The organism is Piscinibacter sp. PDB5-1 (assembly GCF_056676035.1).
Window position 1 is genome coordinate 183742 of sequence record NZ_JBWVZL010000005.1, and the last position, 24386, is coordinate 208127.

Below are 24386 nucleotides of genomic sequence, written 5' to 3' on the forward strand. Positions count from 1 at the left end.
AACAAGACACAACACAACAGGGGAGTTTTCATGGATCGAACGCGCAGGGCGCTGGCCCTCGGCATGGGCGTGGTTTTGTCGGGATGCGGCGGGGGTGGGGGTGACTCGTCCACGCCGAAGTCAGTGGGCGACGAGAGCGGCGACGCGGTCATACCGCCCAGCCCGCCCCTGCCGGCCGAGCCGGTGCGCATCGGCGACGCCGCCAGCGGCAACGCGCGTGTGCTGCAGCTGCGGTCCAACGACCACGGCCAAGTGCTGGCGGTCTGGATGCGTTCGGGCAACCTGTACGCGGCCATCGGCGACAGCCGCACCGGCGCCTGGTCGAGCCCGCGCCTGGTGGCCGAGTCCGTCGGCTCGCGCGTGGACGCGGCGACCGATGGCGACGGCTTCGTGCTGACCTGGTTCGCCTATGCCGAGGCGGCCCTGGGCTGGCGCCTCCACGCCGACGTGTACCAGCGCGGGCAATGGCTCGGCGCGCAGCTCATCGACCCGCTCGACGCCGGCGCCGAAATCTCTGGCCTGCGCGGGCCGCAGCTCGCGGCCGGGGGCCTCGGCTATGCGGTGGTCTGGCAATACAACGTGCGCACCCCCACCGGCTATGCGGGCCGTGTGGTGGCGCAGCGCTTCGGCGCGACGGGCTGGTCCGGCCCGGCCGCGTTACAGGCGGTGGCCGAGATGCTGCAAGACGCCGAACCCCAGGTGGCAGCCAGCGCGACCGGTTTCGCGGCCGCCTGGTTGCAGCGGCGCACGCAGGGCGCCGAGTTCGTCGGCGAGGTGCACGCCAGCCGGTGCGATGCCGGTGGCTGGCGCCCGGCCGAGGCGTTGTCGTCGAGCGCCACCGCGCAGGCCCCGCAACTGGCGTCGAACGGCGCGGGCTTCGCGCTGGCCTGGTCCGAAGACCGCCCCGCGCCCAATGCCAGCACCAGCCCGAACCGGTGCGTGCTCGCGCGCGTCGCGGCCGCGGGCGGTGGCTGGTCCGACACCGCGCCCATCAACTTCGACAGCAGCCGGGTGGTGACCGGCAGCCAGCGCCTGGCCAGCAACGGCACCGGGTACCTGCTCGTGTGGCTGCAAAGCCCCTCGATCGTCGGCGGTGTGAGTGTCGGCCTGCACCCCACCTTGCGGGTCAGCGCCTTCCAGGCGGGCCAGTGGACGCTGAACCCGCCGGCGCTCGCCGAGGTGCCCGAGCCCAGTTTGCTCACCGTGGTCGGCGGCACCAAGGGCTATGCGCTGACATGGCGCAACACGCCCAGTGGCCAGTACACCCGGCACGAACAGTTCGCCGCATTGCACGATGGCAGCGCATCGAACGTGCCCACGGTGCAAGCGGTCACGCGCAATGCCGACATCGCCACGCCGCAGCTGGTGGCCAGCGGAGGGGGCTTCGCCATCGCGTGGCTCGAACGCTCGGCCGCGGGCCGCGCGCCCACCTGGGCGCGCCTCGGCGCAGCCGCGGTCACCGGCGAGCCGCTGGGCACTGCGGGCTGGACGTCCAACAGCGTGTGCCTGACCGGGCTCACCAGCGGCTACGCGGCCCTCTTCGCCCAGGTGTCGTCGGGGCGCTTCGACGACTATGCACAACCCTACGGGCAGTGGTTGCCGGGCTGAGGCCCGCCCCCTTGCCCATCGACCGGGCCTTCGATGAACGACCTTTCTTCGCACACGCCGCCGCTCGGCGACATCCCTGACCGCCTCGCCGCCCTCGACGCGGCCCAGTTGCGCCGCACGCGCCGCGTGGTCGAGGCCATCGACGGGCCGCGCCTCGTGGTCGATGGCGTGCCACTGCTGGCTTTCTGCAGCAACGACTACCTCGGCCTCGCGCAGCACCCGGTGCTGATCGAAGCGGCGCAGCAGGCTGCGGCGCGCTACGGCGTGAGCGCGAGCGCGTCGCCGCTGGTGTGCGGGCACAGCACCGCGCACGAGTTGCTGGAGCGCGAGCTCGCCGCCTTCGTCGGCCTGCCGCGCGCGCTGTACTTCGTCGCGGGCTTTCTCGCCAACGTGGGCCTGGTGGGCGCGCTGGCGGGCAAGGGCGACGCGATCTTTTCGGATGCGCTCAACCACGCGAGCCTGATCGATGGCTCGCGGCTGTCCGGCGCGCAGGTGCACATCTACCCGCACAACGACGCGGCGGCCTTGGCCCCGCTGCTGGCGGCCTCGACGGCCAAGCGCAAGCTGGTGCTGACCGACGCGGTGTTCAGCATGGATGGCGACATCGCGCCGCTGCGCGAGCTGCTCGCGCTGTGCGAACGCCACGACGCGTGGCTCATGGTCGATGACGCGCACGGTTTCGGCGTGCTGGGGCCGCGCGGCGAGGGCACGGCGGTGCACCTGGGGCTGCGTTCGCCGCGTCTCGTCTACATGGCCACGCTGGGCAAGGCGGCGGGCGTGGGCGGTGCCTTCGTGGCCGGCGAGGACGAGGTCGTCGAGTGGCTGATGCAGCGCGCACGCAGCTACATCTTTGCGACGGGTGCGCCGCCGATGGTTGCCGAGGCGCTGCGCGCCAGCGTGCGCGTGATGGCCGACGAAGGCTGGCGGCGCACGCACCTGGCCGCGCTCGTCGCGCGGCTGCGCGAAGGCCTGGCCCCGCTGCCCTGGCGGCACTGCGAGTCGAGCACGGCGATCCAGCCGGTGATCGTCGGCGACAACGGCGCTGCGCTCGCGCTCACCGACGCCCTGCGCGCCCAGGGCATCTGGGTGCCCGCGATCCGTCCGCCGAGCGTGCCGGAGGGCACCGCGCGCCTGCGCATCACGCTGTCGGCGGCGCATTCACTCGACGACGTCGACCGCCTGATCGCCGCCCTGTCCCAGGCAGCGGGCTGACCCTCCCGGCCTGGCGCCGGACGACACCCGGTGCGGCCGTAGGAGCGGGCCGCGACCGCCGCGGGGGCCGGAACTCTCCCGCGTCTGGTGCTTCCGACACCGGGTGTTGGACTCTCGCCCAAGCCCATGCCGTCGACCGTTGCCACGCCTGCGGACCTGGCCCCCTCTGCGGGCCCCCCGCCCCTTGTGTGGCCGTGGCTCGGGCGCGCCTTCGCCATCGCCGCCGCGTGGTGGGGGCTGGCGGGCTTGGGGGGGTGTGCCAGCTTGCCGCCGCCGGTCGCCCACACGCCGGTGAAGGCGCTGCCCGAAGCGCAGGCGCAGGGCACGCCGCTCGGGCGTCTGGTGGCCGCGCATGCGCCGGCTGGCCAGGTCTCGGGCTTTCATGTCGTCGCCTCGGGCGAAGAGGCCTACGCGTTGCTCACGCAACTGGCCGACCGGGCCGAGCGTAGCCTCGACTTGCAGTACTACCTGATCCGCAGCGACGACTCGTCGCGCGGCATCCTGAAGCGCGTGCGCGCCGCCGCCGACCGCGGTGTGCGCGTGCGCCTGCTGGTCGATGACCTCAACACCGCCGGCCAGGACGAAGGCCTGCTGCGGCTGACGCAGCACCGCAACATCGAGGTGCGGCTCTACAACCCGTTCCCGGCCGGGCGCTTCAGCACCCTGAGCCGCGTGCTGGCCTCTCTGACCGACATCTCGCGCATCAACCAGCGCATGCACAACAAGATGTTCGTGGCCGACAACGCCGTGGCCATCACGGGCGGCCGCAACCTCGGCGACACGTACTTCCTGCAAGACCCGAAGACCAACTTTCTCGACCTGGACGTGCTCGTCGCGGGCCCGGCCGTGCGTCGCCTGTCGGCCACCTTCGACGCGTTCTGGAACCAGCCGCTTGCCTACCCGGTGGCCGCGGTGGTGGCCATGCCGCCCCCCGAGGCGGCGTCCGCCTCAAACGCTGCGGCTGCGAGCGACCCGCTCGTCGCGGTGGCCTCGGCTCCGCCGGCTTCGGCGGTCGGCGCGACCGGCCTCGACGCGCCGGGCCGCGAGGTCGCCACCGCCCGCAGCAGCTTCGCGCAGGCGCTGGCCCAGGGCCGCCTGCCGCTGGTGTGGGCGCCGGCGCGGGTGCTGGCCGACAAGCCCTCGAAGATCGAGAGCGAGGGCGACCCGTCGCGCCACGAGACCATCGCCGACGACGTCGAAAGCCTCATGCGCTCGGCGCGTGAAGAGGTGGTGCTGGTGTCGCCTTACTTCGTGCCGGGTGAACGCGGGTTGCTGATGGCGCGCGAGTTGGCGGCCAGGGGGGTCAAGCTGCGCGTGTTGACGAATTCGCTGGCCACCACCGACGCACCGGTCGTGCACATTGGCTATGCGCGGTACCGCGAAGCACTGCTGCGCACGGGCGCCGAGTTGCACGAGTTGCGCCGCGAGGTCGATGCACCGCGCAGCCGCGTGGGCTCGTTCGGCTCGTCGAGCGCATCGCTGCACGCCAAGCTCATCGTGGTGGACCGGCGCACCGCGCTGGTCGGCTCCTTGAACATGGACCCGCGGTCCGAGAAGCTCAACTCCGAGATGGGCGTGGTGATGCACAGCCAGGTCATCGCCCAGCAGCTCGTGCGCCTGTACGAAGAAGTCAGCGCGACCAGCTATCGCCTCGCACTCGATGGCGACGGCCGCCTGCACTGGACCCATGGCAGCGGCGCCGAAGCCATCGACACCACGAGTGAACCCGAGGCCAAGTGGTGGCTCAAGACGGGCTTGAAGCTGCTCGGCCCCTTCGCCCCCGAAGAGATGCTGTGACGGTCACTCGACCCGCACGCCCTTCCAGAACGCGACACGGCCCTTGATCTCTTTGGCGGCGTCGCTGGGCTCGGGGTAGTACCAGGCCGCGTCGGGGTTCATCTCGCCGTTGACGAGCAGGCTGTAGTAGTAGGCCTGGCCCTTCCAGGGGCAGCTGGTGCGGTGGTTGCTGAAGGTCACGAACTCGCGCTTGAGGCTCGACTCGGGAAAGTAGTGGTTGCCTTCGACCACCACCGTGTCGTCGCTCTCGGCGATCACGGCGCCGTTCCAGGTGGCTTTCATGCGGGGCTCCGGTTGAACGAGAAGGCGTGATCGTAGTCGCCGCCGCGGCCCGGCAGGCGCGGCAAGACAGCGCACCACAACGCGACGCGGCGCTGTCCGACAGCTGAGCCTCCGGGCCCGATCCAGCATGGCGCATGACCGATGTGCGCCTGGGCCAAGCCCCCGAACCCCTCGACCGCCAGCGCTTCGGCGAGCGCTTCCGCAACCGCTTCGTGGACCCGGCCTTCGCGGCCGAGGCCGAGGCGCTGGCGCGCATCGAAGACATCGCATGGCAGGCCTACCACGAGGGGCGCAAGGCGCCTTTCACGGCCCCGGCCGGGCCGGGGTATGCCGACCCGGACTACGCGCTCAGCGACGAGTGGCGGGCGACTGCCGAACGCCTGAAGGCCGCGCAGGTGCGCTGGGCCGATGCCGCCACGCCGTCACGCGTGCTGCTGGTGTGCGCGTCGGCGCGCAACGACGGCACGTGCCCGGGCGAGATCTCGAAGACCTGGCGCATGACGCAGTGGGCGCGCGACGAACTGCAGCGCGGCGGCATGGAAGTCGACGTGCTCGACCTGAGCTGGCTCACGTCCGACTACGACCGGCACATCCACCCTTGCAAGGGATGCGTCTCGACCGCGATGCCGCTGTGCCACTGGCCGTGCAGCTGCTACCCCAACCACGCCACCGGCCAGACCAACGACTGGATGAGCGAGATCTACGAGCGCTGGGTGTCGGCGCACGGCGTGGTGATCCTCACGCCGGTGTACTGGTACCAGAGCCCCAGCCCCCTGAAGCTGATGATCGACCGCCTGGTCTGCGCCGACGGCGGCAACCCCGACCCGACCACGACGCAAGGCAAGAAGCCCGCGCTCGCCAAGGCCCTCGAAGCCGGCGGCTGGGACTACCCGCAGCACCTGGCAGGCCGCACCTACGGCGTGGCTGTGCATGGCGACGTGGCCGGCATCGAAGGAATGCGCCGCGCCCTGTGCGACTGGCTCGATTGGATGGGCTTCATCGACGCTGGCGCGCAAGCGCGGTTGGACCGCTTCGTCGGCTACTACGAGCCCTACGAAAACAGCCACGAGTCCCTCGACCGCGACACCGCCTTCGAAGGCGAGGTGCGCAACGTCGCACGCTGCGTGGCCTGGGCCGTGGGCGAGCTGCGCGCCGGCCGCCTGCACGCCCCCGACCTGCGCCGACCCCGGCCCAAGTGACTGCCAGAGGCGGCGGGAATGCCCCCACACCCCGCATTGCATTGCTGCAATGCAGTAACATCCAAGTGGATGGTGCTAGCATGCATTCATGCCAGCCAAATCCCTCACCCGCCTCGACCGTGGTGCGCCCGACACCGAGAAGGTCACCGTCAACCTCAACTTCGTGGACCTGGGTCAGATCGACCTGCTGGTCAACGAAGGTTTCTATTCCAACCGCGCCGATTTCATTCGCCACGCCATCCGCCAGCAGCTGCTGCAGCACGGCGAGGCAGTGCGCCAGACGGTGCTGCGCAAGACGCTCACGCTGGGCTTGCAGCAGATCACGCGCAGCGAACTCGAAGCCGCGCAGCGCGCGGGCCAGCGGCTGCAGGTGCGCGTGCTGGGGCTGGCCCACATCGCCGATGACGTGACGCCCGAACTGGCGCTCGCGACCATCGAATCCCTCACCGTGCTGGGCGCCCTGCAGGCCAGCCCGGCCGTCAAGGCCGCGCTGATGCCGCGGCTGCGCCCCCAATGAAAGCCCATCCCATGAAGCTCCACACCCCTCCGCTGCTTGCCAAGTGGCTGCGCCGCGCCGGCGACCTGACCCACCAGGGTCGGCTCGCCGATGCCACGGCAGTGATCCAGCGTGCGCTGCGCCAGGCTGGCCTGATGGCGCCGGACACCCCCGCGCCAGCGCCGCCGCCTCGGGCCGACGTGTTCGATGGCTTCGTGCGCGAAGTGCCGCCCGCGCCGGCGCCGCCCACCGCGGCGGCCAACGCGCCGGCCGCTGCCCCCAAGGCCGACGCCAGCCGCTTTCTTGCCGGCAGCTACAGCGAGGCCGCCGGCTCGCGCCAGTACAAGCTCTTCGTGCCGGCCCTCGCCAGCCCTGCACCGCGGCCGCTGGTGGTGATGCTGCACGGCTGCACGCAAGATCCCGATGACTTCGCGCGCGGAACGCGCATGAACGAACTCGCGCAAGAGCACGGCTTTCTGGTGCTGTACCCGGCCCAGGCCCCGCGGTCGAACTCGTCCAAGTGCTGGAACTGGTTCCAGCCTGGCGACCAGCAGCGCGGCCGCGGCGAGCCAGCGCTGCTGGCGGGCATGACGCGCCACGTGATGGGCGAGCACCCGGTCGATCCGGGCCGCGTCTATGTGGCCGGCCTGTCGGCGGGTGGCGCGATGGCGGCCATCCTCGCCAGCGAATACCCCGACCTCTATGCCGCCGCCGGTGTGCACTCGGGCCTGCCCCAAGGCGCGGCGCACGACGTGATGACGGCCTTCCAGGCGATGAAGGGCGGCCCGTCGCCGGCCCGTGCGCTGCACGGCCGCGCGGACGGCATGGCGCCGACCATCGTCTTCCACGGTGACCGCGACACGACGGTGAGCCCGCTCAACGGCCAGCAGGTCATCGGCGACGTGATGAAGGCGCGGGCCGAGGCGGCCACGCCCGAAGTCGACGCCGGCCAGTCCGCCAACGGGCGGCGCTACACACACACGCGCTATCGCGACGCCCAAGGCCGCGTGCTCGCCGAGCACTGGGAGGTGCACGGCGCCGGCCACGCCTGGTCAGGCGGTAGCGCGCAGGGCAGCTATGCCGATGCGCAAGGGCCCGATGCGTCGCGCGAGATGCTGCGCTTCTTCATGGCGAACCCGCTGCAGCGGCGGGCCTGAGAGGCTGAGAGTCTTTCGTTCATGCCCGCTCATCACGCCCAAACGCCCCCGTTTGTCGTTGCAAATGCTCGCCATAGCCCGAGCTATGGCTGTGCTTTGCGCCTAAACCGGGTGCCTTTGGACGCGCTGCTCGGTCACGCCCGAAAAACTCTCAGCCTCTGAGCGACGCCACCCCGTGCAGCGGAGGCGGTGCCGCCACGGCCTGGTAGTAGTCGAAGCGCACCACCCACTCTTCGGCCAGCCGCAGGTTGCGCCGTGCGCGCCGCCAGGTGCCGACCACGCCCAGCCACGCGATGACGCTCAGCAGCAGCACCGGCACCTGCCAGTAGAGCCGCTTGCGCGCGTGGGCCAGCTGCGCCAGCGCGTTGCGCAGGTAGGGCCGCGCGAAGGGCGTGACCTCTTTGCCGAAGGCGGCGATCTCGAGCGCCCGCATCACGCGCGGTGACGCGTGGCTGCCCTCCCAGGCGGGCACGCCGCGTGGCAGCTTCTGGTTGCCGAAGTAGCCGGCGCGCGCGCCCTGTTCGCTCCAGCGCCGGAGCCAGTCGCCGTATTCCGAGCGCAGCCGCTCGTGGTCGCCGGCCATCAGCAAGGCCTGCGCGCCGATGTAGTCGGCGTAGGGCATGCGGGGCCGGGCCTTCGCGCGGTCCCACAACTCCTGGTAGGCCCCGGCCCGGGCGAGGCGCTCGATGTCGCGGTTGGCGAGCTGCTCGCCCGAGGTGGTCCATTGCGCCAAGGCCACCAGGCACAGCATCGCGCCGCCGGCGCTCAAGACCACCTGGCGCCGCAGGCCGTCGGCTCGCACCCAGGCGATGGCCGTCACCAGGCCCATGAGCAGCGCCAGAAACGACAGCGAGCGCTCGGTGGGGCTGAGGCCGCGCGTCATGGTGCCGCTCGCGTGCAAGGCCGGCGGGGGGATGTCGATGGCGGTGACCACCGGGTGCAGCGGGTCGCTCCACAGCAGGCCCACGTGCCCAGCGGCCGACCAGCCCAGGCCGACGCACAAGGCCAGCCCGGCAAGCGCCCCCCAGCGCAGCCACCTGACGCGCTGGGCCAGGCGGCCGAGCGCGCGGTCCACGTCGAAGCGGTCTTCCTCGTCGCTCATTCGCAGGCGGGGTCAGCGCGAGGTGTTGGCGAGCTTTTGCAGCTGCGTGCGCATCTGGCCGATCTGCCCGGCCACTTGCTGGCGCGCCTGCACGCCTTCGTGCTGCACCTGCAAGACGTCTTGCACGGTCTTCAGCAGCGTGTCTTGCACCTGCTGCAGGGTCTCGACGTCGATCACCAGGCGCTGGTTCGACTTCGCCGCCTCGACCGAGTTGGTGTGCAGCAGCTCGGCGTTGCGCTTGAGCATGGCGTTGGTCGCCTCGTCGATGCGCTGGCCCAGCTCGCCGGCGTTGCGCTGTTCGTTGAGCGACAGCGCCAGCATGAACTGGCGCTTCCAGGTCGGGATGGTCAGCTGCCGGATGGTCTTGAACTTGTCGATCTGCAGGCGGTTGTTGGCCTGGATCAGGCGGATCGCCGGCAGCGTCTGCAGCGCGTACTGCTGCATCACCCGCAGGTCGGCGATGCGCTTCTCAAGCACCATCAGCGCCTCTTGGCGCGAGGCGCGCCGTTCGGCTTCGAGCGGGTTGGCGCTCGGTGCCGACGCTTGCGCCGTGGCCTGCTTCAGGCACCACTCGCCAGCGGCGATGTGCGCGCCGAGCGATTTGTATTCGGCGGCGACCTCTTGGTACATCTGGTCGAGTGAACCGAGCCGGGTGGTGAGCGTGTCCTGCAGCGTGCCGATCTCGTGCGTGAGGCCGTCGATCTGCTGGCTGGCGCTCGAGAACTCGTCCACCAGCTTGTCTTTGGCGAGCGTGAACTTGTCGATCAGGCCGCCGATCAGCGGGATGCGCGAGCGCTTTTCCAGGCCCTGCACATTGACCGAGCGCGCGGCCGCCAGCACCTGGGTGAGCACCTTGCCCGAGGCGTCGAGGTCCGAGCTGCGCGCCTGCGCCAGCAGCGCATCGGCCGAGGCGGCGGCCGCGTCGGTGGCCGCGCCGCCAAAGGCAAACAGCGTGGCCGGGTCGTCGAGGTCGAGGCTTCGCGTCAGCTCGGTCACCTGCGGCAGGTCTTCGGGGGCCAGGCCCAGGGCCTGCAACTCGGCCGCCGGGATCACGGCGAGCGCGTGGCCCGCCGACGGTGCATCCGAACGTGAATCGGAAGGGGACGAAGTCATGTCAGTTCCTCTGTCTGTGCCGGTGGGAGATCGCTGCGCAGCCGCTGGCTGATCGCGTCGTAGGTCTTCATCGCGGCGCGCAGGTGCGCGGCCTTCAGCGCGCGCCCGTGGATCACCGCGGTGAGCTGGTCCAGCCACAGCGGGATCAGCTTGAGCTTGATGTCTTCGAAGCGCGCCAGCGCCGTGTCGTGCTTGGCCTGGAGCAGCTTGAACTGTTGGGCGGTGAGCTGGGCCGAGCTGAGCACCAGCTGCGCGTTCTGCAGCTGCAGGGCACGCGCCTCGCGCTCGTCGGGGGGGGCGTCTTGCAGCAGGCGCTGCTCGATGCGGATGCGCTCGCTCAGGCCGCGCACGAATTCACCATGCTCGCGGGCCACGGCCTGCCACTGCGCGTGCCAGTCGAGCTGCCGGTCGGCACAAGCCTGCGCGGTGGCCATCAGTTGCGCGATTTCGCGGTCGGCCACCCGAAAGCGCACCTCGTTCAAGACGCGCTCGCCGGTGAGCCGGCGCCACCAGCCCAGCGGCTGCAACATGCTGCTGAAGTCGCAGCGATCGAGCGTGTCGAGCAACTGACGCATCGCGGCGGTCAGTTGCTGCAAGGGGTTGGCCTTGAACAGCGCTTCGGTGCGGTCTTCGTGCCAGCGCTGCGTGCGTTGCTCGATCCACTCGGCGAGCCGCTTGTCGGGTTGTGCGTCAGGGGTGGGGGTCATCACGCGTCGCGCTTGAAGGGGCGCCACCACAAGAGCAGCGAGGCGACCGCGAACAGGGGCAGCGCGATCCACCAGTCGCGGGCGGTGATCTCGACCCGCACCGTCACGACCTCCATCTGCAGGCGGGTCGGCGTGAAGCCGACCAGGGTGTGGATGGCGGGCAGAAAGAACAGCTGCTTGTGCACCTCGGTGTGGAAGGCCGCGCTGCTGCAGGTGTAGCGGGCGCTGCCGGCCGCCGCGTGCGGCGCCTGCACCTTGCAATCGATGATGCGGTCGAAGCGGCCTTCCGGGCCCATATCGGCCATCATGTGGATTTCGACCGGGCCACTGGATGAAACCTCGCCGTCGAGCGTCCAGCGCACGGTGTGCAGACCGCCTTCGGGCTTCACGTCCACCGGGCCGACAAACCAGGCCGCCGGGAACGAGGTGGCGCGCCGGGTCGCCAGCTCGGTCATGCCTTTCAGCTCAGCGGCGGGGGCCTCAAAGCTCGCCACCACCGACAGCGCTTCAGGCGCGTGCTTCGCGCAACTGGCCAGGCCCATCGACAACAGCGCGACCGCCACGCCGCATGCCAGCCCGGCGTGGGGGCGTGGCAGGGCGTGGGTGTTGGGCAGCGATCGGGTGGACATGGCACTCCCTCGTCGGGGACCGCAGCCATCTGGCGGGCGGCGTGTCGCGGCGATTGTTGCCCACGCATGCGGCTCTCCGCCCACGGGCGTTCACCCCCGTTGGGGCGTGAAAACGTGAACTTCGTGGCACGCCGCGCGCGATTCAGCCGTATTGCGCCGCCGCCCGGCGCAGGCGCTCGGCGATCTGCGCCGCGAAGGCCTTGTCGCCGGCGACGGTCACGCTGTCGCCGTGGCGCAGGATGTCCATCGTGAGCTCGGTCGGGTCGCTGTAGGGCACCTGCAGCTCGTAGCGGCCGTCGCTCAGCCAGCGGGCCTTCTGGTGCGGGTGCCACTCTTCGCGCTCGACCCACTGCGCGGCGTCGGCCTGGAAGACCAGCGTGGCCCATTTCACCTGCGTGCCGGGCCCGCCGTAAATGCCATAGCCGGCATCGAGTGCCGTTTCGAGGTCTTTGATCGCGACGTTGCGCGCCTTGGTGTCGAGCGCGCGTGCCTCGCGCACGGCGTCGAGCGCGAAGCGGCGCAGCCCCTCGCTCGCATGGCACCACGCGTCGAGGTACCAGGTGTTGCGGTAGTTCACCAGCCGCTGCGGCGAGACCTCGCGTTCGCTCTCGCTGCGGTCGCTGCGCTTGAAGTAGCGCAGCCACACGCGCTGGCGCTGCACGAGGGCGCTGCCGAGCAACTCGAAGTGGCGGCTCGGGGCGCGGCGGCGCGCGGTGCCGATCACCTTGACGCGCCGCATCAGCTCGCGTGCCTCGGTCTCGTCCACGCCGAGCAGGCCTTGCAGCTTGTCCATCATCGGTTGCAGGTGGCGCGACAGCACGCCGTCGTCGTCGAGCCCGCTCAAGAGCTGGTGCATCGTCAGCAGCGCGTGGATCTCTTTCTCGCTGAACCACATGCCCGGCAGTTCGTGCGCATCGCCCTGAGCCGATTGCTCGAAGCGGTAGCCGTTGTCGAAACGGTCGTAGACGATGGGCGCGCTGAGCCGGTCGCGCAGGTACTGCAGGTCACGCTTGAGCGTGGCGCGCGAGACCGCCAGCTCCTCGAGCAGCGCCTCGAAGCTCACGCAGCCCCGGCTGCGCAGCAGGCGTTCGATCTTGTAGAAGCGTTCGGTGCGGTCCATGGTGGCGAATTGCCCGGGTTCAGTGGCTCACCAAATGAGCCAGCCGGCGGAGGATACCCGCATGTCGCCAGGCCGCCACGGCGCTCAGTGGCTCACGCCATGAGCCTGTGGGGCGACAAACTGCTTTCCACGCTGTCACACACACCCACAGGGAAAGCCAGGAGTAGCCACCATGACGACCGCATCGCACACCGCCTCGACGCCCGACCTCTTCGGGGCCCCCACGGTCACCCTGCACGAGCAGATCGGCTTCGAACTGGGCTGGGACTACGCCCACCACCGCCTGCAGCCCCCGGCCCCCTACGCTCAAGAGCCCTCGCCGCTGCGCTCGGGCCTGCTGGCCGGCCAGGCCACCTTCGGCGACCGCACGCTGGAGCCCACCGCCTACGTGCAGCGCTGGCTGCAACTGCGCCTGCACGCCTGGCTGCGGGGCCGCTCGCTCGAACTGGTGCAGGTCACGCCGCACTTCCTGCAGCAGATCGACGTGGCGCACTGCCCCATCACCCGCGTCGAGCTGGCGCCCGTGGGCACCGGCGCGAATGCCGCCTCGGTGGACCGCGTGCGCAGCGACGCCGCCTACGCCGCCGGCAACCTGGCGATGATGAGCAGCAAGGCCAACCACGCCAAGGCGGCCTACGGCTACCGCGCGGCGCTGACCTTCGCGCAGCGCATCGAAGCCGAGGGCGCCGACGGCATGAGCGGCCTGACCGCCGAGCAGTGGTCGCGTGTGGCCGTGCTGTGCAGCTTCGTCGAGCCGCTGCCGCACGACGAGGCCTGCCGCATCCCGATGCGCGTGCTGCCGCCGAACCGGCTGCGCCTGTTCAACCCCGCGCAGGCCCTGCAGGCCTTCATCAGCCAGCAACTGCTGGTGCCGGGCTGGAGCCACCGCCTGACGCGCCTCGAAGACCTGCTGCCGGGCCGCGAGCTGAAGCGCGCCTTCCAGACCTTCGTGCATGCGCTGCTGCCGCGTGTGCTCGAAGCCGGCAAGGGCACCACGCCGCAGGCCGCGCGCTGGGCCATCGAAGACGCCTGGCGCAGCCCGCTCGCGCTGCAGCGTTGGAGGGCCTTCGTCAGCCAGCTCAGCGCCGTGCAGTGCGAGGCGCTGGTCACGCGCGCCAGCGCCAAGAAGCTCGGCACCCTGCGGGTGCAACCGCTGGGCGATGAGCAGGCCACCGACGGCTGGGCGCTCGAATCGCGCGGCTACGTGCCGCACGCGACCCTGATGCGCCGCCAGGCCGCCCGCCCGAGGCCGCCGCTGCGCGTGCCGACCCAGCAGCACCTGCCGCTGCATTGACGCGCCGACACGGCCAGACCCGCGGAGGAGACAAGCCAGGAGGGACAACGAACGGGGGACGAAAGGGAGGAGGGGCAGACTGCTGACACTGCGGTGTCAGGGTCGCCGTTCAGCATGGCGGGCGAGGGTGGCCCCGGACGTGGCAAGGCTCGGCGTGCCGAGGCATCATGCCGGTTTGCCCGGGTCGCCAACGGCAACAACAGAAGAACCATGCGAACACCGTTTCACCGCGCTGCCGAAGGGCGCAATTTTGGAGCCGGCGTTGCCCTCGCAACGCTGGCTTTTGTCTTGGGCGCTTGCGCTCACGCGCCACAGCCGGGCCAGGCCGTGACCGACGCCGCCCCTGCCGCGCAGTGGCAGGCCCCGCTGCCGCACAACGGCCAGGTGGGCGACTTGCGCGCGTGGTGGGGTCAATTCGACGACCCGCTGCTCGCCCAACTGATCGACGAGGCCCAGCGCCTGAGCCCAAGCGTGGCCGCTGCGGGCGCGCGCATCGCCCAGGCACGCGCCGGCGTGGCGGCCGCCGGCGGGGCGCTGTCGCCCCAGCTCAATGCCCAGGCCAGCGTGGTGCGGGGCCGGCAAGACCTGAGCCTGCCGCTGGGCACGCAGGCGAACGCCGGCCTGCAGGCCTCGTGGGAGATCGACCTCTTCGGCGCCGCCCGCGCCGGCCGAGACGCGGCGCAGGCCCGCTACGAAGGCGCGCAAGCCCTGTGGCATGACGCTCGGGTGTCCATTGCCGCCGAGACCGCCAACGCCTACCTCGCGCTGCGCGTCTGCGAAGCCCAGCTGGCCCAGGCCGAGACCGACGCCCGCTCGCGTGGCGAGACGTCGCGCCTGACCGAACTCGCCAGCCGTGCCGGCTTTCAGGCGCCGGCGAACGCGGCTCTGGCGCGCGCAAGTGTCGCCCAGGCGAGCCAGCAGCTGGTGGCGGTGCGGGCGCAATGCGACATCGCGGTGAAGGCCTTGGTCGCGCTGACCGGCATCGACGAGCCCGGCCTGCGCAGCCAGCTCGCCCGTGGCACCGGCCAGTTGCCGGCGCCGGCGAGCATCGGCGTCAAGAGCCTGCCGGCCGACCTGCTGACGCAGCGGCCCGACCTCTTCGTCGCGGGCCGCGAACTGGTCGCCGCGAGCGCCGACGTGTCGCAGGCGCAGGCCGCACGGCTGCCGCGCATCACGCTCGCCGGCACGGTGGGCCGCACGCGCGTCGAGACGGGCGCGGGCACCTTTCAGGGCAACACCTGGACGCTCGGGCCGCTGGCCGTCACCTTGCCCCTCTTCGACGGCGGCACGCGCCGCGCCAACGTCGAGGCGGCGCGCGCCCGCTACGATGAGGCCAGCGCGAACTACCGCGCCCGCTTGCGCAACGCCGTGCGCGAGGTCGAAGAGGCGCTGGTGCGCCTGCAGGCCAGCGAGGCCCGGCTGGGCGACCTGCGCACCGCGGCCGATGGCTTCGAGGCCTCGTTCCGCGCCAGCGAGTCGCGCTACCGGGGCGGGCTCGCCAGCCTGTTCGAACTCGAAGACGCCCGCCGCACCGCTGTGCTGGCCCAGAACGCGCTCATCGACGTGCAGCGCGAGCGCGTGGCGGCCTGGGTAGCGCTGTACCGCGCGCTCGGCGGCGGCTGGTCGGCCACCGACCCCGCCACCGCACCCCAGGCCGGTGCCGCCCCCGATGTGTCGGCCCCGACTGGCCTGTGACCTGACGGTCGATGGCCCCGCCCCTTCGCCCGAACCCCTTTTGATGCTGACGACCCGATGAACCGCCTGTCCCCCCTGCCGCTCGCCCCGCTTCGCCTGCCCTTGTCGATGGCCTTCGCCGCTCTGCTCTGCGGTGGCCTGCTCGTGGCCTGTGGCGACGACAAACAGCCGCCCGCCGAAGCAGCAGCCGCCGACGCACCGGCCACCAGCGCGTCAGGCGCGCGTCCCGCCTTGAGCGTGACGGCCACGCGCCTGCAGACCGCGACCTTGCCGCAGGCCCTCAGCGCCAACGGCAGCATCGCCGCGTGGCAAGAGGCCATCGTCGGTGCCGAGGTCAACGGCCTGCGCCTGGCCGAGGTGCGGGTCAATGTGGGCGACGTGGTCAAGCGCGGGCAGGTGCTGGCGAGCTTCGCACCGGCCACCGTGCAGGCCGAAGTCGCCCAGGTGCGCGCGAGCGTCGCCGAGGCCGAGGCCCAACTCGCCGCCGCCGCGGCCGACGCGCAGCGCGCGCGCGACCTGCAGACCACCGGCGCCTTGAGCGCGCAGCAGATCAACCAGTACCTCACCGCTGAGCGCACCGCGAAGGCAAGGCTCGACGCGCAGCGCGCCGCCGCCCGCGCGGGCGAACTGCGCTTGGCGCAAGCGCGGGTGCTGGCGCCCGACGACGGCGTGATCTCGGCGCGCAGCGCCACGGTGGGGGCGGTGGTGCCGGCGGGGCAGGAGCTGTTCCGGCTGATCCGCCAGGGCCGGCTCGAATGGCGCGCCGAGGTGCCCTCGGTCGATCTGGTGCGCATCAAGCCTGGGCTGTTGGTGCAGGTGATGGCACCGGGCGGCCAGCCCATCGCCGGCAAGGTGCGCATGACCGCACCGACCGTGGACCCGCAAACCCGCAACGGCCTGGTCTACGTGGACCTGGGTGCACCGCGCGAGGCCAAGGCGGGCATGTTCGCGCGTGGCGAGATCCGCATCGGCGAGACGCAGGGCCACACGCTGCCGCAAAGCGCGGTGCTGCTGCGCGACGGCTTTCACTACGCCCTGGTGATCGGCGCCAACGGCAAGATCCAGCAGACCAAGGTGAAGGTCGGCCGGCGCGTGGGCGAACGCATCGAGATCGTCGAAGGCCTGGCGCCCGAGGCGCAGGTGGTGGCCGAAGGCGGTGGCTTCCTCGGGGACGGCGACACCGTGCGCGTGGTCGAGAACGGCGCCTCGGCGCCGAAGCGGGCGGCCTCGCAGCCCAAGCCCTGAACCGGCGCGCACGACCCCGCGCCCTGCGCCCTTCACGCGCCCGACACGAACCCGAAGGTTCCTTCATGTTGAACGTCTCGTCCTGGTCCATCCGCAACCCGATTCCCTCGGTGCTGCTGTTCATCATGCTCACGGTCGTGGGCCTGATGAGCTTCAAGTCGATGAAGGTGCAGAACTTTCCCGACATCGAGCTGCCCACCGTCACCGTGGTGGCGGCCTTGCCCGGCGCGTCGCCCGCGCAGCTCGAAACCGAGGTCGCGCGCAAGATCGAGAACTCGGTCGCCAGCCTGCAAAGCGTCAAGCACATCTACACCAAGGTGCAGGACGGCACGGCGACCATCACGGTCGAGTTCCGGCTGGAGAAGACCACGCAAGAGGCGCTCGACGACGTGCGCGACGCGGTGGCGCGGGTGCGTTCCGACCTGCCGACCGATCTGCGGGACCCCATCATCTCGAAGGTCGAGCTGTCGGGCACGCCCATCCTCACCTACACGGTGGCGGCCGAGCGCATGGACGACGAAGCGCTGAGCTGGTTCGTGGACAACACCGTCACCAAGGCGCTGCTCGGCGTGCGTGGCGTGGGCAAGGTCTCGCGCGTGGGCGGCGCGACGCGCGAGGTGCGCATCGAAATCGACCCGGCGCGCCTGCAGGCGCTCAACGCCACGGCGGCCGACATCTCGCGGCAGCTCAAGATGATCCAGCAAGAGGCCTCGGGCGGCCGCACCGACGTGGGTGGCGCCGAGCAGTCGGTGCGCACCATCGCCACCGTGCAATCGGCCGAAGAGCTGGCGCGCATGGAGATCGCACTGAGCGACGGCCGGCGCATCCGCCTCGACCAGGTCGCGCGCGTGGCCGACACCGTGGCCGAACAGCGCTCGGCGGCGCTCTTGAACGGCAGGCCCGTGGTCGGCTTCGAGATCACCCGCACGCGCGGCGCCGGCGAGATCGATGTGGCCGATGGCGTGCGTGCGCGGCTCGAACAGTTGCGCGCCGAGCACCCCGGCATCACGGTCACCGAGGCCTTCAACTTCGTCGAGCCGGTGGCCGAGAGCTACCAGGGCTCGATGATGCTGCTGTACGAAGGCGCCATCCTCGCCGTCATCGTGGTGTGGTTCTTCCTGCGCGACTGGCGCTCGACCTTCGTCGCGGCGGTGGCGCTGCCGCTGTCGATGATCCCGACCTTCGGTGCGATGGCGCTGTTCGGCTTCACGCTGAATGCGGTGACGCTCTTGAGCCTGTCGCTGGTGGTGGGCATCCTCGTGGACGACGCCATCGTCGAGATCGAAAACATCATGCGCCACCTGCGCATGGGCAAGACGCCGTTCCAGGCCGCGATGGAAGCGGCCGACGAGATCGGGCTGGCGGTGATCGCGACCACCTTCACGCTGATCGCGGTGTTCTTGCCGACGGCTTTCATGAGTGGCGTGCCGGGCAAGTTCTTCGTGCAGTTCGGCTGGACGGCGGCGATCGCGGTGTTCTTCTCGCTGGTGGTCGCGCGCATGCTCACGCCGATGATGGCGGCCTACATGCTCAAGCCGCCGAAACACGAGCACAAAGAGGGCCGCTGGATCGTCATCTACATGCGCTGGGCCCAGGCCTGCCTGCGGCACCGCGTGCTCACCAGCCTGGGGGCGCTGGCGTTCCTGGTCGGCTCGTTCATGCTGGTGCCGTTCTTGCCGACGGGGTTCATACCGCCCGACGACCTGTCGCAGACGCAGGTCACGGTCAACCTGCCGCCGGGCAGCACCTTCAAGCAGACCTTCGCTGCAGCCGAGAAAGCGCGCGCGCTGATCGAAGACCACCCGCACGTGAAGCTCGTCTACACCGCCATCGGCGGCGGCCTGACTGGCGCGGACCCGTTCGCACCGGCCGGCGCGGCCGACGTGACCAAGGCGACGTTGAGCCTCAACCTCACGCACCGCAGCGAGCGCGGCGGCTTGAGCAAGCAGGCCGTCGAATCGCAGCTGCGCGAGCGCCTCGCGGTGCTGCCCGGCGCGCGCGTGAAGGTGGGCTTCGGCGGCTCGTCCGAAAAATACATCCTCGTGCTCGCGGGCGAAGATGGCCGGGTGCTGTCCGAGCACGCACGCACCGTCGAGCGCGAGCTGCGCACGCTGCCGGGCATCGGCAACGTCACGTCCACGTCGAGCCTGGTGCGCCCCGAGCTGATCGTGCGGCCCGACTTCGCACGCGCAGCCGACCTGGGCGTCACCTCGGCGGCCATTGCCGAAACGCTGCGCATCGCCACCGCTGGCGACTACGACCAGGGCTTGGCCAAGCTCAACCTGTCGCAACGCCAGGTGCCGGTGGTCGTGAAGCTCGCCAGCGAAGCGCGCAGCGACCTCGACCTGCTGTCGCGCCTGGCCGTGCCGGGCGCGCGTGGGCCGGTGCCTTTGGGCAACGTGGCCGACCTCAGCATCGAAAGCGGGCCGGCCGAGATCGACCGCTACGACCGACTGCGCAACATCAACTTCGAGATCGAGCTGAACCAGCAGCCGCTGGGCGAAATCGAGAAACGCGCACTCGCGCTGCCCAGCCTGCGCACGCTGCCGCCAGGCGTGATCCAGACGACCGTCGGCGATGCCGAGGCGATGGCCGAGCTGTTCGCGAGCTTCGGCCTGGCGATGCTGACCGGCGTGGCCTGCATCTACATCGTGCTGGTGCTGCTGTTCAAGGACTTCGTGCAGCCGGTGACCATCCTCGCGGCGCTGGTGCTGTCGATCCCGGGTGCGTTCCTCGCGCTCTTTCTCACGCAGACGGCCTTGTCGATGCCGTCGATGATCGGCTTGATCATGCTGATGGGCATCGCCACGAAGAACTCGATCCTGCTGGTCGAGTACGCGATCATGGCCCGCCGCGAGCATGGCATGACGCGCTGGGACGCATTGCTCGACGCCTGCCACAAGCGCGCCCGCCCGATCGTGATGACCACCATCGCCATGGGCGCCGGCATGCTGCCCATCGCCCTGGGCATCGGCGTGGACCCGAGCTTCCGCGCACCGATGGCCATCGTCGTGATCGGCGGGCTGATCACCTCGACCTTCCTGAGCCTGCTGGTCATTCCGGTGCTCTTCACCTACATCGACGACCTCGTGCAGTGGACCGGCCGCCAGCTCCGCCGGGGCCGGCACAGCTCGCCCGCGCCGCAGGCCCAGCCGGGCGCGGGCGGTTGAGCCTGCACGCTGTGCCCCGACACCGCACAATCCGCCGACCCGATTGCCAGGACCGCCCATGTCCCCAGACACCCCCGAGGACGACCTCGCCGCGCTGCCCGCTTCCGACCGCATCCGCTACCGGCTGGTCGGCGCCGACTGCCGCCACCACGCCAACGACAACATCTCGGCCTTCATCAAAGAGGGCGAGTTGGCCGAGCTGCAAGACGAAGTCGCGCAGAAGATGCACGAGGTGCTGAAGTCGCTGGTGATCGACACCGAGAGCGACCACAACACGCAAGACACCGCCAAGCGCGTGGCGAAGATGTTCCTGCACGAGGTGTTTCGCGGCCGCTACGTGCCGATGCCCTCGGTCACCGAGTTCCCGAACGTCGAGCGTTTGAACGAGCTGATGATCGTCGGCCCGGTGACGGTGCGCAGCGCCTGTTCGCACCACCTGTGCCCCATCCTCGGCCGGGTGTGGATCGGCATCCTGCCGAACGAACACTCGAACCTGATCGGCCTGAGCAAGTACGCGCGCATCTGCGACTGGATCATGTCGCGCCCGCAGATCCAGGAAGAAGCGGTCACCATGCTCGCCAACGAGCTGCAGAACCGCGTCAAGCCCGACGGCCTGGCCATCGTGATGGAGGCCGACCACTTCTGCATGCACTGGCGCGGCGTGAAAGACAGCGACGCGATGATGACCAACAGCGTGATGCGCGGCGCCTTCTTGAAAGACGCCAACCTGCGCCGCGAATTTCTCTCGCTGCTCAGCAAGAAGAACTGACGCGCCCGCGCCCGAACCCTGAAAGAGGTACGCACCATGCTCGTTCGATTGATGTACGCCAGCCGCGCCAACGCCTTTGCCGGGGGCATGTCCGAGGCCGACACGCTGCACGCCATCCTGAAGAAATCGCGCGTGCACAACGCGACGGTGGGCGTCACCGGCGTGCTGTGTTTCTCGGACGGCATCTACCTGCAACTGCTCGAAGGCGGGCGCACGCAGGTGAGCACGCTCTACAACCGCATCGCGCAGGACCCGCGCCACCGCGACGTGGTGCTGCTCAACTTCGAAGAGGTCGGCGAGCGCCGCTTCGCCGGCTGGTCGATGGGGCAGGTGAACCTGTCGCGGCTCAACCCGGCACTGCTGCTGAAGTATTCAGAGACGGCGGTGCTCGACCCGTATGCGGTGTCGGGTGCGGTGTCGGCGGCGCTGTTCGACGAACTCGTCGCCACCGCCTCGGTGATGTGCCAGAACTGAAGGCCCGGTCGCTCAGGCCAGCATGACGGCCGCACCCTGGCTCAGCCGCTCGGCGTGCTGCGGCCAGCGCTCGCGCTCGATGCGGTACAGGCTGTGCGGGCGCAACGGGCTGTCGTCGGGCAGCGCGGGGTGCTCGAAGCGGTCGAGTACACGCTGCATGCCCAGGCGACGCATCACCGCCACCGAACGTTCGTTGCCCACGGTGGTGAACGACACCACGGCGTCGAGGTTCAGCCAGTCGAAGGCGACGCTCAGCGCGTGGGCCGCCGCCTCGGTGGCATAACCCCGGCCCCAGTGCGCATGCGCCAGGCACCAGCCCACCTCGATGGCGGGCTCGAAGGGCATCTCGACCAGGGGTTCTTGCAGCCCGACGAAGCCGATGAACTGCTGGGTGTCGCGTCGTTCGACGGCCCAGAAGCCCCAGCCCCGCGCCTCGATTTCGTCGCGGCAGCGCGCGGCCATGTCGGCGCTGTCGTCGGCGCTGACGACGGACGGAAAGAACGCCATCACGCGCGGGTCGGCGTTCAGTGCGGCGAACGGGGCCAGGTCGGATTCGCGCCATTGGCGAAGGCACAAACGGGGTGTGAGGACTTCCATCTGCAGATTTCGCACGCCCGGTGAAAATCGGGCAGTTGGCGATTCTGAGTCCCCGTGCGATTTGCCGCCACCCCCTTTGTTGCAGTGCTGAACAACACCCAGCGACTGCGTTCAATCCCCCAGCAATTCGCCCACCGGCTTGAGGTCGTCCACCCGCTCGCAGACGGTCTTGATGACCATGAGGATGGGCACGCCCAGCAGCATGCCCCACACGCCCCACAGCCAGCCAAAGGCCAGCACCCCGATGAACACGGCGACCGGGTTCATGCGGCCGGCGCGGCTGGTCAGCCAGGGGGTGAGCAGTTGGCCCTCGACGGTGTTGATGGCGAGCGAGACGCCGCCGACGACGAAGGCCATCTCCAGCGTGCCGAACTGCAAAAACGCCACCAGCATGGACAGGGCCGTCACCGCCAGCGAGCCCAGATAAGGGATCAGGTTCAGCACCCCTGCCACCACGCCCCACACGGCCGCCTGTTCTAGCCCGATGGCCCAGAACGCCAGCCAGGTCGCCAGCCCCACCAGCGCGCTGGTGAACAGGTTGACCAGCAGGTAGGTCTGGATCTGCTGGTTGATCTCGTCGAGCGCCTGCACGGTGATTTTCTTGTCGCGCAGCGAATGCCCGGCGATCTTGACGATCTTGCGCCGGAAGGTCGTGCCCGAGACCAGCAGAAAGTAGACGAGGAAGACGACCACCGTCGTTTGCCCGAGCATCGCGGCCAGGCCGAGCGTACCGCTCCAGAAGTAGTCCTTGATGTTGAAGCGCGGTGGTTCGATCTGCACGCGCATCACGCCGCGCGGTGGGGGTGTGGCGGCGGTGTCGGCGGCGGCCTGTTCGAGTTGTGCCGCAGCCTTCTGCACCTGGTCGATCGGGCCGGCGGGTCGGTTGCGCGGCGAGGTGAGCGACTTGCGCAGCTTGGTGGCGGCCTCGGGCAAGGTCTCCATCAGCTGGTTGGCGTCGTCGGCCAGGCTCCAGCCCGTGGCCCCGATGCCGCCAAGGATGGCCAGCAGCACGACGGCGGCGCCCAGGGCGCGCGGCAGCCGCCAGCGCTCCAGTCGGTCCACCAGTGGCCACAGCGCGTAGGCCAGCACCACGCCCAGCAGGAGCGGAATGAACACCGCACGCGCCCAGTGCAGCGTGTAGATGCTGGCCAACAGGGCCAGCACGGCCAGCGAGATGCTGCGCACGTTCACCGGCATGTGCAATTGCACGCGGCCGCTTTCGTCGGGCGCGGGCAGCGGCGCGCCGAGTGCGGTCGCCGGGCCGGGCGGCGCGGTGGGGTCGGAGCGTGGGGTGTCGCTGGCGGGCGATGGCGTCAAGGCGCGGGCTCCTGGGGGCTGGAAAATCGACCCAGTGTGCCCGCACCGCCCTCAGGGCGCGAGGCGTCGCCGGCGCGCCCCGCTGTCGGACGCGATCACGCCAGCGCGTCAGCCCAGATCGTGCGCGCCCAGTTCCAGGCGTAGCTGCCTTCGAGCGCGTTGGCCTCGGACGACAGGCCGCCCGATCCGGGCACCGGCTTGTAGGTCTTGTCGGCGGCGACGTAGCTGTGCACGCTCGCCACGTGCACCACCAGCTGGTCGTTGACGAAGCTGTAGCAGGTGTTGGTGAGCATGGGCGCGGCGTTGACGGGCCAGCCGTTCAGCTCGGCGACGATGGCCGCGGCGCAGGCCTTGGCCTGGCTGTTGGCCATGTGGCCGCTCTTGGGCATGCCCGGGGCGAGCTGCATCGCGTCGCCGATGACGTGCACGTCTTTCGCGGCGGTCGATTCGAAGTTCAGGTAATTCACGCCGCACCAGCGCGCGTTGCCCTGCGCATCTTTCACCGAGGCGAGGCCGGCGTCCACCGCGATGCGGCCGGCGCGCATCGGCGGCAGCAGGTTGAGCACGTCGGCGCGCACGTCGTCTTGCACCTCGAACTTCACGGTGTTGGTATTCGCATCGACGGCCATCGCCTTGTGCGTGCCGCGGAACTCGACCATGCCCGGGTACAGCGTGGTCCACGCCTTGCGAAACAGCGCGCCCTTCGAGGTGATGTCGGGGTTGGCGTCGAGCACCAGCACCTTCGAGCGCGGCTTGGCCTGCTTGAAGTAGTGCGCGACCTGGCTGGCGCGCTCGTACGGCCCGGGCGGGCAGCGGTACGGCGCTTCGGGCACGACGATGGCGTAGGTGCCGCCGTCGGGCATGGCTTCGAGCTGGCGGCGCAAGGCGGCCGTCTCGGGGCCGGCCTTCCAGGCTTGCAGGATGCCGCCGCTGGCGTTGGCCGCCCGCAGGCCTTCGACGCTGTCGAACATCAGCTCGATACCGGGCGACAGCACCAGCTTGTCGTAGGCGATGGTCGTGCCCGACGCCAGCGTGGCGGTCTTCTTGGCGGTGTCGATGGTGCTGACCGTGTCGCGCACGACCTGCACGCCGTGCTTGCTTTGCAGCGTGTCGTAGGGGCGCGTGATCTCGGCCATCGAGCGGCTGCCGCCGATCACGAGGTTGGACATCGGACACGACACAAAGCTTGCTTGCGGCTCGACCAGCACCACGCCGATCTGCTGCTGCGAAAACATGCGCACGTACTTGGCAGCGGTCGCGCCGCCGTAGCCGCCGCCCACCACCAGCACACGCGCCTTGCTGGGCGCACCGCCCGTGGCGCAGGCGCCCAGGCCCAGGGCAGACAAGGCCATGCCGGTCTGCAGCAACTGGCGTCGATTGAAGTTCGTCGTCATCGTCAGGCC

Annotated in this window: 21 protein-coding genes; 12 read left to right on the top strand and 9 right to left on the bottom strand. The window is 70.3% G+C overall.

Going from position 1 to position 24386, the window contains the following annotated elements:
* Window positions 1–30 precede the first annotated feature (30 nt).
* The 3 genes from AC1KAT_RS19725 to AC1KAT_RS19735 all read left to right on the top strand — a co-directional run bounded on the left by AC1KAT_RS19725 (window position 31) and on the right by AC1KAT_RS19735 (window position 4617).
* Window positions 31–1608, top strand: coding sequence for a hypothetical protein (locus AC1KAT_RS19725; protein WP_480328696.1), 1578 nt, complete (start codon window positions 31–33; stop codon window positions 1606–1608).
* Window positions 1609–1641: 33 nt separating this feature from the next.
* A complete protein-coding gene (gene bioF, locus AC1KAT_RS19730) occupies window positions 1642–2820 on the top strand; it encodes an 8-amino-7-oxononanoate synthase (protein ID WP_480328697.1) in 1179 nt (392 codons plus the stop codon).
* Window positions 2821–2946: 126 nt separating this feature from the next.
* On the top strand, window positions 2947–4617 hold the full coding sequence (locus AC1KAT_RS19735; protein ID WP_480328698.1) for a phospholipase D-like domain-containing protein: 1671 nt from the start codon (window positions 2947–2949) through the stop codon (window positions 4615–4617).
* Window positions 4618–4620: 3 nt separating this feature from the next.
* Here the strand turns inward: AC1KAT_RS19735 and AC1KAT_RS19740 are convergent, their stop codons facing one another.
* Entirely contained in the window at window positions 4621–4899 is a 279-nt protein-coding gene (locus AC1KAT_RS19740) for a DUF427 domain-containing protein (protein WP_480328699.1), read from the bottom strand.
* Between the two features lie 134 nt (window positions 4900–5033).
* Between AC1KAT_RS19740 and AC1KAT_RS19745 the strand changes: the two genes are divergently transcribed.
* From AC1KAT_RS19745 to AC1KAT_RS19755, 3 genes are all read left to right on the top strand, one after another.
* Window positions 5034–6098: a flavodoxin family protein gene (locus tag AC1KAT_RS19745; protein ID WP_480328700.1), complete on the top strand. Its 1065-nt coding sequence runs from the start codon at window positions 5034–5036 to the stop codon at window positions 6096–6098.
* An 88-nt stretch (window positions 6099–6186) separates the two neighbouring features.
* Window positions 6187–6615 carry a CopG family transcriptional regulator gene (locus AC1KAT_RS19750; protein WP_480328701.1) on the top strand — a complete coding sequence of 143 codons (429 nt, stop codon included), beginning with the start codon at window positions 6187–6189 and terminating at the stop codon, window positions 6613–6615.
* Between the two features lie 11 nt (window positions 6616–6626).
* Window positions 6627–7751: an extracellular catalytic domain type 1 short-chain-length polyhydroxyalkanoate depolymerase gene (locus tag AC1KAT_RS19755; protein ID WP_480328702.1), complete on the top strand. Its 1125-nt coding sequence runs from the start codon at window positions 6627–6629 to the stop codon at window positions 7749–7751.
* A gap of 151 nt (window positions 7752–7902) precedes the next feature.
* Here AC1KAT_RS19755 and AC1KAT_RS19760 read toward each other — a convergent pair whose 3' ends face one another.
* From AC1KAT_RS19760 to AC1KAT_RS19780, 5 genes are all read right to left on the bottom strand, one after another.
* The gene (locus tag AC1KAT_RS19760) at window positions 7903–8853 is read right to left on the bottom strand and encodes a hypothetical protein (RefSeq protein WP_480328703.1); all 951 of its coding nucleotides are present in this window, start codon (window positions 8851–8853) and stop codon (window positions 7903–7905) included.
* A gap of 12 nt (window positions 8854–8865) precedes the next feature.
* Complete coding sequence (locus tag AC1KAT_RS19765) at window positions 8866–9966, bottom strand: toxic anion resistance protein (protein ID WP_480328704.1); 1101 nt, start codon at window positions 9964–9966, stop codon at window positions 8866–8868.
* Window positions 9963–10673: a hypothetical protein gene (locus AC1KAT_RS19770; protein ID WP_480328705.1), complete on the bottom strand. Its 711-nt coding sequence runs from the start codon at window positions 10671–10673 to the stop codon at window positions 9963–9965. The genes AC1KAT_RS19765 and AC1KAT_RS19770 overlap by 4 nt, the downstream gene beginning before the upstream one ends.
* Window positions 10673–11302, bottom strand: a complete 630-nt coding sequence (locus AC1KAT_RS19775; RefSeq protein ID WP_480328706.1) for a hypothetical protein — start codon at window positions 11300–11302, stop codon at window positions 10673–10675. The genes AC1KAT_RS19770 and AC1KAT_RS19775 overlap by 1 nt, the downstream gene beginning before the upstream one ends.
* Window positions 11303–11444: 142 nt before the next feature.
* On the bottom strand, window positions 11445–12422 hold the full coding sequence (locus tag AC1KAT_RS19780; RefSeq protein WP_480328707.1) for a helix-turn-helix transcriptional regulator: 978 nt from the start codon (window positions 12420–12422) through the stop codon (window positions 11445–11447).
* 172 nt (window positions 12423–12594) lie between these two features.
* Here AC1KAT_RS19780 and AC1KAT_RS19785 point away from each other — a divergent pair, with 172 nt between their 5' ends.
* The 6 genes from AC1KAT_RS19785 to AC1KAT_RS19810 all read left to right on the top strand — a co-directional run bounded on the left by AC1KAT_RS19785 (window position 12595) and on the right by AC1KAT_RS19810 (window position 21069).
* Window positions 12595–13716, top strand: coding sequence for a hypothetical protein (locus AC1KAT_RS19785; protein ID WP_480328708.1), 1122 nt, complete (start codon window positions 12595–12597; stop codon window positions 13714–13716).
* A gap of 210 nt (window positions 13717–13926) precedes the next feature.
* On the top strand, window positions 13927–15411 hold the full coding sequence (locus AC1KAT_RS19790) for an efflux transporter outer membrane subunit (RefSeq protein WP_480328709.1): 1485 nt from the start codon (window positions 13927–13929) through the stop codon (window positions 15409–15411).
* Between the two features lie 57 nt (window positions 15412–15468).
* Window positions 15469–16656 carry an efflux RND transporter periplasmic adaptor subunit gene (locus AC1KAT_RS19795; RefSeq protein ID WP_480328710.1) on the top strand — a complete coding sequence of 396 codons (1188 nt, stop codon included), beginning with the start codon at window positions 15469–15471 and terminating at the stop codon, window positions 16654–16656.
* A gap of 65 nt (window positions 16657–16721) precedes the next feature.
* A complete protein-coding gene (locus tag AC1KAT_RS19800; protein ID WP_480328711.1) occupies window positions 16722–19826 on the top strand; it encodes an efflux RND transporter permease subunit in 3105 nt (1034 codons plus the stop codon).
* A 58-nt stretch (window positions 19827–19884) separates the two neighbouring features.
* Complete coding sequence (folE, locus tag AC1KAT_RS19805; protein ID WP_480328712.1) at window positions 19885–20595, top strand: GTP cyclohydrolase I; 711 nt, start codon at window positions 19885–19887, stop codon at window positions 20593–20595.
* 36 nt (window positions 20596–20631) lie between these two features.
* Complete coding sequence (locus tag AC1KAT_RS19810; RefSeq protein ID WP_480328713.1) at window positions 20632–21069, top strand: BLUF domain-containing protein; 438 nt, start codon at window positions 20632–20634, stop codon at window positions 21067–21069.
* Between the two features lie 12 nt (window positions 21070–21081).
* On the opposite strand, the gene AC1KAT_RS19815 is transcribed toward AC1KAT_RS19810, so the two are convergent.
* The 3 genes from AC1KAT_RS19815 to AC1KAT_RS19825 form a co-directional block, all read right to left on the bottom strand.
* Window positions 21082–21666 carry a GNAT family N-acetyltransferase gene (locus AC1KAT_RS19815; RefSeq protein WP_480328714.1) on the bottom strand — a complete coding sequence of 195 codons (585 nt, stop codon included), beginning with the start codon at window positions 21664–21666 and terminating at the stop codon, window positions 21082–21084.
* Between the two features lie 111 nt (window positions 21667–21777).
* Entirely contained in the window at window positions 21778–22983 is a 1206-nt protein-coding gene (locus tag AC1KAT_RS19820; protein ID WP_480328715.1) for an AI-2E family transporter, read from the bottom strand.
* Between the two features lie 95 nt (window positions 22984–23078).
* Window positions 23079–24377, bottom strand: coding sequence for an FCSD flavin-binding domain-containing protein (locus tag AC1KAT_RS19825; RefSeq protein WP_480328716.1), 1299 nt, complete (start codon window positions 24375–24377; stop codon window positions 23079–23081).
* Window positions 24378–24386: the final 9 nt, after the last annotated feature.